An 11,720-nucleotide genomic window follows, 5' to 3' on the forward strand; every position below is an offset into this window, starting at 1 on the left:
ATGAAGTCAGCCCGCCGATCTCCGGATTGGAGACGGATTCGTCCTGCCACAAGCCGCTGTTGAGATTGATCACTGCCATTGGAGCATCGCTCAACAGCCCGACTGTAGCGTCCTGGACCAACACCGCCGCTGGGGCACTGTCTTGCAGCATGTAGGCAATCCGATCCAACGGATACGCCGGATCCAACGGCACATAACCACCGCCGGCCTTGAGGATCGCCAGCAGCCCCACCACCATGTCGATGCCACGCTCGACACAGATCGCCACCCGCGAATCGGGTTCCACGCCCTGCTTGCGCAGGTAATGGGCCAGACGGTTGGCCCGCTCGTTCAACTCGCGGTAGCTCAGGCGCTGCTCGCCACGGATCACCGCCACCGCATCCGGCGTACGCTGCACCTGCGCTTCGAACAGCCCATGAATCGTCTGCTGCCGCGGATAGTCAGCCTCAGTAGCGTTGAAATCCCGCAACAACTGCCAACGCTCGTCTCCCGGCAGGATATCCAGCGCGTTGACCGGCGACTGAGGCGCAAACTCCAGCGCCTCCACCAGGCTCGCCAGGGCTGTTTCCATGTAGGCGCCGACTTGCCGGGCATCGACGGCGCCAGCGGTCTGCACAGTCAACAGGAAACCTTCGCCCTGGTCATCGACCGACAACATGCACGGATAATTGGTCCGTTCCATGACCGCCAGCACTTGCGCACCCGCCCATTGTTCGATGCCGTCGTTATCCTGGAGCGGACTGTGGCGGTAGTTGAGCAAGGCACTGAACAGCGGCAACGCAGCCGGCACGCCGCTGCAGCGTTGGGCCAATGCCAGCGAGGCGTGTTCATGGCCGAGCAACGCGGTCAGCCGCCCATGGGTCGCCTTGACGCCTGTGCGTACGTCCTCGGCGCCCACTTTCACCCGCAACGGCAAGGTATTGATGAACATGCCCAGCGCGCGGTCAGAGCCCTCGCCGCTTTGCATGCGGCCCAACAACACGGTGCCGAAGACCACATCTTCGCGTCCGGACAAGCGTCCAAGGACCCTCGCCCACGCCAGGTGATGCAGGGCCGCCGGGCTCACGCCCAACTGACGCGCCTGCTGGCGCAGGCGCAGGCTCAATGCGTTATCGAGGTTCAGCTTGACCTCGTCGATGCCCCGGCCGTCGCCCTGTACCTCACGCAGCCCGAACGGCAGCGTCGGCTCCTCGACATCACCGAGCATGTCGCGGAAGAAACCTTCGTGTTGCTCGCGGCTGACACCCAGCAGCGTCTGCGCCACGTAATTGCGGTAGGGCATGGCGGCGTCCAGGCGCTCGGCCTCACCGTTGAGGCACGCCAGCATTTCGTCCTGCATCACGTCCAGTGCCGTATGGTCCAGGGCGATGTGGTGGAACAGCAGGACCGCCACCCAGCGCTGCTGGGCACTGTCCCAGGCACACGCCAGGCGCATCAGCGGCGCCTTGCCCAAATCCAGGCGACAATGCCGAGGGTCGAAAAGCGCTTGTAGTTGCGTGGCGATGTCGCCTTGGGCCGGGTCCACCAGCGGTTCTTCCAGCAGCAGCTCGGTACGGCGCAGGACCACTTGCAAAGGCTGGTCGAAGCCTTCCCAGAGCACCGCGGTCCGGAGGATGTCGTGCCGATCGATGACTGCCTGCAACGCCTGGACGAATCCATCGAGCCGGGCACGGCTGTCCAGGGCAAACGTGGCTTGCAGCAAGTACGGGTCGCCCGCTTGCGCGGCAATGTGGTGGTAGAGAATCCCCTCTTGCAGCGGGGCCAGCGGGTAGATGTCCTGTACGTTCGCGACCCCGCCAGGCACCGTGGCGACAATCCGGTCGATGGCGGGCTGGTCCAGCGACACCAACGGCAGCATGGCCGGCGTGATCCGCTGGCAACCGGCGACGATACCATTGGCCGGCACCACGACGTCAGCGCGACCACCCACCGCCGCGGCCAGGGCCGCCAGGGTCGGTTGACCGAACAAGACGCGCACATCGGCGCTCAGGCCGGCCTGGCGCATGCCTTCGATCAGCTTCACGGCCAACAGTGAATGCCCACCCAACTCGAAGAAGTGGTCATGACGCCCCACCCGCTCCACGCCGAGGACCTCGGTCCACAGCCGCGCCAGCACGGTCTCCACCTCACCCAGCGGTGCTTCATAGGCCCGACTGGCAAAGGCGTCCGCCTCCGGTGCCGGCAGCGCCCGTCGGTCCAGTTTGCCGTTGGGCGACAGGGGCAGTTTTTCCAGGCGCACATAGGCCGCCGGGACCATATAGTCCGGCAACAGTGCTTGCAGATAGGCGCGCAGCGCTTCGGCGTCGGGCCAAAGGTCCGCGACCGCAGGCGTGAAGTACGCCACCAGGCGTTTGTCCCCAGGGTTGTCTTCACGGGCGATGACCGCCGCCTCTTTGATCCCCGCGTGCTGGCAAAGCCTGGCCTCGACTTCTCCCAGCTCGACACGGAAACCGCGGATCTTGATCTGATCGTCGTTGCGCCCCAGGTACTCAATGCAACCGTCGGGCTGGTAGCGCCCCAGGTCCCCGGTCTTGTACAGGCGCGCCTGGCCACCCACCGCAAACGGATCGCGGATGAACCGCTCGCCGCTGAGGTCGTCGCGGTTCAGGTAGCCACGGGCAACGCATATGCCGCCGATATGGATCTCGCCCGCTACGCCGGTCGGAACCGGACGCAGGTGCTCGTCCAGCAGATAAATGCGCGTGTTGGCCACCGGGTACCCGATGGCCGGCAGCGTAGGCCAAGCGGCGACATCGTCCGGCAAGGTCAGTGCAGTGGCGACGTGGGATTCGGTCGGGCCGTAGTGGTTGTGCAGGCGACAACCATCCAGGCGGGCAAAAAATTCACGGATCTGTGGCGTGATGCGCAGTTGCTCGCCCGCGGTGATGACATCCCGCAGTGGACAGGCCAGCGGCCCGCCCTCACCGTCGCCAACCACCGCCTCGGCCAACGCCTGCAGGGCGACACAAGGCAGGTAGAGGCGTTCGATGCGCTGGTCGCGGATGTGCTGGAACAAACGGTGGAAATTCAACCGGATATCGGCATGGATCAACGACAATTCGCCACCGGCGCACAGGGTGCTGAAAATCTCCTGGAAGGCAACGTCGAAGCCCAGGGCCGCGAACTGCAAGGTGCGTGCGGTCGCGCGTCCCTGCTGCCGGGCCTGTTCGATTTGCCACTGCATCAGGTTGACCAGGGCCCGGTGCGGCATGGCAACGCCCTTGGGCTGACCGGTAGAACCCGAGGTATAAATGACATACGCCAGGTTGTCGGGGCCCAGGCCGCTCACGTGCGGATCGGTTTGCGGCTGAGCGCTGATGCCGGCGCCATCGCGTTCCCCGGCGTCGAGCAACAACACCGGCACGCTCGGTTGCGCGAAGCGCGCCTGCAAATCGCGCTGGGTCAGCAGGGCCTTGGGCGCGCTGTCCTCCAGCATGTAGGTCAGGCGTTCGCTCGGATAGGCTGGGTCCAGGGGCACATAAGCGGCGCCGGCCTTGAGGATACCCAGCAGCCCCGCAACCATTTCCAGGCTGCGGTCCACGCAGATCGCCACACGATCATCGGCACCGATGCCCTGCTCGATCAGGCGATGGGCAATCTGGTTCGCCAGCCGATTCAGCTCACCGTAGCTCAGGCACGCGTCCTGATACGTCAGCGCGATAGCGTCCGGCCGGGCCTGGACCTGGGCTTCGAACAATTGATGGATCAGCAACCCCGCCGGATAGACGGTATCGAAGGCATTAAAGTCCTCGACCAACTGCCGCCACTCATTGGCGGGGACAATATCCAGGCCATGCAGCGGGGTGTCGACAGTCTGGTCGAGGGCATCGGCCAGTGCTTCGAGCACTGTATTCATATAGGCGCAAACGCGCTGCGCGCCGATGCCGGCCACGGCTTGCACCGTCAGCCCGAACGACTCGCCCAGGTCGTCTATCGACAGCGACAGTGGGTAGTTGGTCCGCTCTTCGCCGCCGAGGATCTCGACCCCGGCCCAGGTTCGCGCCTGGCCGGCGTCCTTGGGTGACTGCGCAGCCACCGCGGTCTGCCGGTAGTTCAGCAACGCGCTGAACAACGGCGTCGGCGCCGCGACTGCGCTGCAACGCTGGGCCAGGGACAGCGGCGCATGCTCGTGGCCGAGCAACGCCGCCAGGCGCTCGTGGGTGGTATTCAGCGCAGCCAATACTCCCTGCCCCCCGGCCTCGACACGCAACGGCAGGGTGTTTACGAACATGCCCAAGGCATGCCCGTCATCCTGGCCGCTGTGCAGGCGCCCCATCAACACCGTCCCGAACACCACATCCTGTCGACCGGACAAACGCCCCACCACCTGGCCCCAGGCCAAATGGTGCAGGCTCGCCGTGCTGACCCCCAGGCGTCGTGCCTGGGCGCGCAGGCGCTGGGTCAAGTCGGCAGCCAGGGCCAGCGAAGCTTCTTCGATACCGGTGCCGTCGCCCTGCACATCCTGCAAGCCGAACGGCAGCGTCGGCTCGTCCACGTCCCCGAGCATTTCGCTGAAGAACGCTTCATGTTGGCCAGGATCGCTGCCCAAGCGCACCTGCGCCACATAGTTGCGATAAGGCACGGACCTGGGCAGTTCATCCGCACGGTTTTCCAGGTGTGCCTCGATTTCCTTGCCCAGCATCCCCAGGGACGTGGCATCGTCGATCAGGTGATGGAACAGCAACACCGCGACCCAACTGCCATTGGCGAGGTCTTCGGCCACATGGATGCGCATCATCGGCGCCTGGCGCAGGTCGAAGCGGGTATGACGAGGATCGAAGCGGGCCCGCAACTGCTCGGCGATGTCGCCATCGGCGGCATTCAAGGCGAGTTCTTCCACCGTCAGCCGGGCCTGGCGCCAGACCACTTGGACCGGCTCGCCCAGGTCTTCCCACATCACCGACGTACGCAGGATGTCGTGCCGTTCGATCACCGCCTGCAAGGCCTGGACGAACGCATCCAACTGCTCGCGACTGCCCACGCGCAACAGCGCTTGCAGCAGATAGGGATCGCCCTGGGTGGTCGCCAGGTGGTGATACAGAATGCCCTCCTGCAACGGCACCAACGCGTAAATGTCCTGGACGTTGCTCACCCCGCCCGGCACCGCCGCGACAATACGGTCGATCTCGCCCTGGGTCAGCGTTGCCAGTGGCAGCATGTCCGGCGTGATGCGCTGGGCATCGCGGGCAATGGCATTGTCCGGTACGACGATGCCGCCGCGGGTCCCCGTGACGGCCGCCAGTGTCGCCAGGGTTGGCTGGCCGAACAGCACCCGCACATCGGTGTCCAGATTGACCTGGCGCATGCGCTCGATCAGCTTGACCGCCAGCAGCGAGTGACCGCCCAGTTCGAAGAACCGATCATGGCGCCCTACCTGTTCGACGCCGAGCAGTTCAGTCCAGAGCCCGGCCAGGGTGATTTCCACGTCGCCTACCGGCGCTTCGAAAACGCGATAGGCGTAAGCCTGCGCATCGGGCGCCGGCAGGGCCTTGCGGTCGAGTTTGCCGTTGGTGGTCAACGGGAATGCCTCAAGGACCACGAAGGCACTGGGCACCATGTAGTCCGTCAACGAACCCAGCAGGTCCGAACGCAACTCGACCGCCGACAGATGTGCGCCTTCGCTGGCGATCAGATAGGCCACCAGGCGTTGATCGCCCGGCGTGTCTTCACGGGCAATGACCACCGCTTCGCGGACTCCCTCGCACGCCGCCAGCTTCGTCTCGATCTCGCCAAGCTCGATCCGGAAGCCACGGATTTTCACCTGTTCGTCGTTGCGCCCCAAGTAATGCAGCTCGCCGTTCTCCTGCCAGCAACCGAGATCGCCGGTGCGATACATCCGTGCCCCGGCAGTGCTGTCGAACGGATCGGCGATGAAGCGGCTGTCATTGAGTTCAGGCCTGTTCAGGTAACCCCGCGCCACCCCCGCGCCAGCGACATACAACTCGCCTGTCACACCCACCGGCACGGGCTGGCCGTACGGGTCGAGCAGGTACAGGCGCAGATCAGGGATACGCTTGCCGATCGGACTGACCCCGCCCCACTGCGCGTCCGCCGCTTCAAGGGGACGATACGTCACGTGCACCGTGGTTTCGGTGATGCCGTACATGTTCACCAACTGCGTCCCGGCATTGCTTGCACGGTCATACCAGGGCTTGAGAATGCGCGTGTCCAGCGCTTCGCCACCAAAAATCACCTGACGCAGGCTGTGGCGCAGGTCGCTTCCGCCCTGGGCCGCGATCAACTGGCGGAAGGCGCTTGGCGTCTGGTTCAACACCGTCACACCAGCCTCGCACAGCAGCATGTAGCACTCTTGTGGAGAGCGACTGACCAGTTGCGGCACCACCAACAGGCGACCGCCGTGGAGCAACGCGCCCCAGATTTCCCAGACCGAGAAATCGAAGGCGAAGGAATGGAACAGCGCCCACACGTCTTGCGGGCCGAACTCAAACCACGGTTGGGTCGCCGAGAACAGCCGTGCGACATTGCGGTGCTCGACCATCACGCCCTTGGGCAACCCGGTCGAACCCGAGGTGTAGATCACGTAGGCCAAGTGGTGCGACGTCAGCGTCGCGTTGACGGGGTCGTGGCACGGCTGTTCAGCGATACCTGCGCTTGCGGGCTGATCGAGCCATAACACCGGGGCGGACAGCGCCGGCAGTTGCACCTCCAGCGCCGACTGGGTGAGCAATGCCACCGGGGTGCTGTCCTTGAGCATGAAAGCCAGGCGCTCCGCTGGATAGGCAGGGTCCAGCGGCACGTAACCGGCGCCGGACTTCAGGATCCCCAACAAGCCGACGATCATGTCCAGGCCACGCTCGACACAGATCGCCACCCGGTCATCCGGGCGAACGCCCAGCGCCAGCAGGCGATGGGCAATCTGGTTGGCTCGGATATTGAGCTCGCCGTAGGTCAATGCCTGGTCTTCGTGGACCACCGCCACCGCATCGGGATGAGCGGTTGCTTGCGCTTCGAACAAACCGTGGATCGTGCGGTCATGCTCATAGTGCTGCCCGTCGTCGGCGTTCCAAGCCTGTAACTGGTGGGCTTCGGCCGGCGTCGGCAGCACAAACCCGCGGATCGGCAATGCGTCATTGCTCAAGCCTTGCTCCAGCACCTGCATGAAGCGCTCGGCCATCGCCTCGATCTCGCCGTCCTGGAAAAATGCCGCATTGTAGATCCAGTGCAGCCAGGCGTTATCGTCGTGCGGGTTGCTCCGGATGTGAATGGCCAACGGCATCTGTTCGTGACCGTTCGAGCACTTGAACGAACGGGCCGGGGCTTGCCCGAACATGAATTGGTGGTCGTCCAGTTCATAAGAGAACGATATGTCGAACAACTGCCCGCGGTTACCCTGCAGCAGCTCGAGCGATCGGTTCATGTCGCTCAGGGGGAAACGCTGGTGGCGATAGTCCTGCTTGAGGGTGCGCGCCACTTCGTGGACCAACTCGCCGAATGACAGCTCGGCGCCAAAGCGCAACCGCACGGCGCTCACCTGGGTGAACATGCCCATGGTTTTCTTGAAGGACGCGTTGGACCGGTTCAGGATCGGCAAGCCGATCACCAGCTCTTCTCGGGCAGTGGTGCGGGCAAAATAAACGTACAGCGCAGCCAGCAACACAGCCGAGCGGGACGACTGGTGCAGTTGCGCCAAGGCATCGATTCGCTCGTTCAGCGATTGGGCGTAGGGCCATACGGCATGGCGGCTGGAGGCCATGCGATCAGGGTTGCGATCACGGTTGCGGGCCACGAACAAGGGCGGTGGGACTTCCTGGTATTTTTCCAGCCAGTATGCTCGTTCACGGGCAAACCGTGGAGAGTCGCGATAGCGGGCATCGTCCTCTATGAACGCCACGTAGGAAGGCGCCGATACGTCTGGCGCCTGGTTGCTTTCCAGCGCGCTGTAGAGCTCGCCGAGTTCCTTGAACATCAAGCCGATGCTCCAGCCATCCAGGACAATGTGATGAACCTGGATGACGAAATAGAACGAAGCGTCATTGAGCTTGAGCAGTGCCAGGCGCAACAGCGGCCCCCCGTCCAGTGGGAATGCCATCGCCATCCGCTGCTGGACCCAGGCCTGTGCCGCTGCCTGCGGATCGGGCTGATCAGACAAATCATGCACGGGCACCTGCACCGCCAGCGTATCGACCAGCGTCTGCATCGGCACGCCACCTGCGTCAGCTTCACAGAGCAATACCGTGCGCAGGGCATCATGTTTTTGCACCAGCAAATCGATCGCCTGCTGGAACCGCTCGGGGTCAACCGCACCCTCGATGTGCAGGTAACCGCCGATGTTGTACAACGGGGAATCGCCCTGGACCATTTGCTCCAGCCAGATGTCTCGCTGGGCGGCCGTCAACGGGTAGGTTTTCGAAAATGGCAGGGACTGGTTCATACCCGCCCCTCCGACACCCGAACGCTGGCCGACAGCAGACGGCCCTGTTGCTGCTCATGGCAGCGCTTGGCCGGACCGCCGGTTGCAACAACGTCACCCACCACACGCGCAAAGATAAATTTCATACGATCCTTCTCAGAGATTTGTCAGTGCTGCCCGGTTGAATGCAACAGGCACGCCTGGCGTTGATGCAATCCGCGCAGGTAGCCGGCGCGGCATGGGGTCGGTCGAACGGTCAGACGTTCGTGCATGGCATCGCCACCCGGCGGCGGATACGCGCCTGCCGGGTGGGTCGATGCCAAGCGTTTTCACAGGGGTCCGGCAGTGCTGTCGCGACATCGCAAGCCGAACGACAGGGCCTGGAAGGTCATTCAGGCTCGCTTGTCGCGCAGGGCGCAGTTGATGTCGGAAATGATCTGGCCATCCGACAACTTGATGATGCGATCCGCCAGTTGGAAATACTGGTCGTCGTGAGTAATGATCAGCACCGTCTTGCCACGACGCTTGAGGTCGGGCAGCAGTTCCTCGTAGAAGAACTTCTTGAACGGCGGATCCTGGTCCGCGGCCCACTCGTCCAGCACGTAGACCGAGCGGTCCTCCATGTAGGCGCACACCAGCGCCAGGCGTTTTTGCTGGCCATAGGACAAGGCCTTCAGGGTGGAATACCCCTGCCCTTCGATCTTGATCTTGTCGGCCAGCCCCAGGGTTTCCAGGTACTTGCGCGCCAGCGTCGGGCTGCCGTCCTCTTCGTCGGGGCCGATGAGGCGGTTGAACAGGTGGAAATCGGAAAACACCGCGGAGAACAGGTCGCGATAGTCGTTGCGACTTTCATCCGTGACCGGCTTGCCATCGAGCAGGATCTCACCCGCCTGGGGGATATAGAGCCCGCAGAGAAGTTTGGCCAAGGTGCTTTTGCCGCAACCGTTGCCACCGACGATGTAGATCAACTCGCCGGCCTGCACCGTCAGGTCGATGGGCCCCAGGGAGAAACCGCTCTCGGCGTGCAACTCCTGGTAGTGCATGCGCACGGCCTTCAGTTCGATGCGATTCCACGGCTTCTTGTGCTCCAGCAGATGCACCTTGGGCGCGTCGGTCTCGATGGGTTCCGGGTGTGGGCCGTTGATCGAGAAACCAAATTCCGCAAGACGGGTAGAAGCCACCCGCCCCGCCGCCAGCAAGGGCATCGCCCCGACCAGCAACGACAGCGGGCCCATGATGTACAACACGGCCAGAACGCTGGCGGTCATGATTTTCGGATCGACGGCACCGACCAGGGGGGCGGCGAACAGCAGGCAACCGATCAGCAACGACAGCGTGAACTGCCCGACGTTGTCGGCGGCGGTGTACCAAAGGCGCTCGACGAAGTTGTAGCGCGCCACACGGGTGGAAGACGCCTCGATGGCCGAGCGACCGAACCAGCGGCGCCGCACGCCATTGAGCTTGAGTTCCTTGAGGCCGAAAACCAGGGCATGCGTGTATTCATTGAACGCGGTGTATTCATCTCGTACCCGGGACGTGTTCCTGACGCCACAGGAGAAGAAGAACAGATACAGCCCCACCCCCAGGATCATCAGTGAAACCGTCAAGGCCAGCACGACCCACGACAGGTAGGCCAGGTAGCCGATGCCGAACAGAAAGACCGTCGTCTCCACCAGGATCGTGGGCATGATGATCAGCGTCGTATTCAATTGCGGGATGTCGTTGGTCAACATCGTCAGCACATTGGGCGGGCCGCGCCGGTCCACTTCTTCCAGCGGCGTGGCGAGAATCTTGCGACACAGCGCAATGCGCAAGCGCGTCATGATGCGCATGCTGGCGTAGGCCGGGAACAAGGCTGCGCCATTGCGCAAGATCAGCGCCGTGGCACTGAGCCCGATGAACCAGTACAGCGCTTGCAGGCGCGAGCCGTCGTTGTGGATAGCCTCGTTGATTACGCTCACCACCGCGATGGACGCCACCCCGCTGATGACACCGCAGATCAACGTAAAGAGCGTCAGCCAGGGATGGTTACGCCACAACAGGCGCATGACCGAGCCCGGTTTTGGCTTCTTCTCTTTCTTCGCGTTCTGCTCGTTTTTCATGGGTTGCTGTCCTCGAATGGAGTCACGAAAGGGCTCACGCCGGTCGCCATACGTCGCCCCGGGCGGTCATTTCGCCCATCGCCACAACGATGAGGCGTGGTTCCTCATAAGGGTCGCGAGCGTGGGCGGCCAACATGTTGTCGAGCATCACCACATCGCCCTTGCGCCAGACGAACCTGACCGCACAGGCCTCATAGGCCTCGCCGAGCAGCGCCATGACGTCGTCTTCAATCGGCGTTCCGTCGCCATAACTGACCATGCGTGGCAGTCGATCGGCGCCGAACATATCGAGCAGGTCTTCGCGCATTTCCTCGCCCAGACAAAACGGATGGTGCAGCTGTACCTGGTTGAAAAATGCCCGTTCCCCAGTCACCGGATGCTGGATAACCGCCGGGCAAAGGGTGCGCACTTGCAGGGTTTCATCGTCGAGCCATTCGAAATCGGTGCCCTCTTCCCGGCAACGCTGTTCGACGACGGCGCGCTCGGTGGTGCCGAAAAACGACGCCCAGCTCGGCTCGACACCGGCGGTGAAGGTGCGGCTGTAGCTCAGGCCTTTTTGTTCGAATCGGGCGATCACCTGCGCAGGCAGGCATCGCAGGACCTGGCGGATGTCGGCCAGCGGCGTCGCACCGCCCACCCGTGATGGCTGCTCGCAATAGAACCATTGCTTGCGCGGCCAGCTTTCCAGGTGCGAACTCTCGTTGTGATACAGGATCATTTCGCGCTCGGGATAAGGCGTGGAACGGTAGACGTTGCGTCCGCCCTCCTTCTTCGGCAGGTCGCCGTAGCTGCCGTGCAACCCGGGCGACAAGGCTTCGGCGAATGCCTCGAAGGCTGGCACCGAGCCGAGATCGAAACCGCGAAACAGCACCGCACCGTGGCGACACAGCAACGCTTCGATGGCTTCACGATGGGTGCTGGCCCACAGCGAAGGATCCAGCCCCGGTTCGACCGGCTCGATCACCACCGGCAAACTCAAACCGTCGGCGAGCAACGACAGCCTGACCGATTCGCCGGCTCCAGGACCTGGCCAGGCAAGCGAATCCGCCATCCCGTCAGCGGGCATGACGGGCGAAGCGTCAGTTTGAAGACTCATGAATAACTCCTGAACCACGGATCGTCGGATCCACGTCGCAGGGCCGGACCAATGCGACCCACCATCGGGCAAGGATAAAAACATTGATCGGGGGGGATGTCTGGCACCGCAAACCGGGACAGAGGTTTTGATGGGGTTACTTAGGTCGTTA

Annotated in this window: 4 protein-coding genes; all 4 read right to left on the reverse strand. The window is 63.3% G+C overall.

Annotated features, from left to right (window positions below; genetic code table 11):
- Positions 1–8,392: non-ribosomal peptide synthetase (locus J3361_RS27245; RefSeq protein ID WP_207967150.1), on the reverse strand; the 8,392-nt coding region annotated here is incomplete at its 3' end.
- Entirely contained in the window at positions 8,389–8,517 is a 129-nt protein-coding gene (locus tag J3361_RS29745) for a hypothetical protein (RefSeq protein WP_279382099.1), read from the reverse strand. The genes J3361_RS29745 and J3361_RS27245, both read right to left, overlap by 4 nt.
- Positions 8,518–8,763: 246 nt before the next feature.
- Positions 8,764–10,473, reverse strand: a complete 1,710-nt coding sequence (locus tag J3361_RS27250) for a cyclic peptide export ABC transporter (protein WP_207967151.1) — start codon at positions 10,471–10,473, stop codon at positions 8,764–8,766.
- Positions 10,474–10,507: 34 nt separating this feature from the next.
- Positions 10,508–11,569 (reverse strand): TauD/TfdA family dioxygenase, encoded by a 1,062-nt coding sequence (locus J3361_RS27255; protein ID WP_207967152.1) that lies wholly within the window; start codon positions 11,567–11,569, stop codon positions 10,508–10,510.
- Positions 11,570–11,720 lie beyond the last annotated feature (151 nt).

This window comes from Pseudomonas sp. OA65, from assembly GCF_017498305.1.
GTDB classification, from domain to species: domain Bacteria; phylum Pseudomonadota; class Gammaproteobacteria; order Pseudomonadales; family Pseudomonadaceae; genus Aquipseudomonas; species Aquipseudomonas zanjanensis.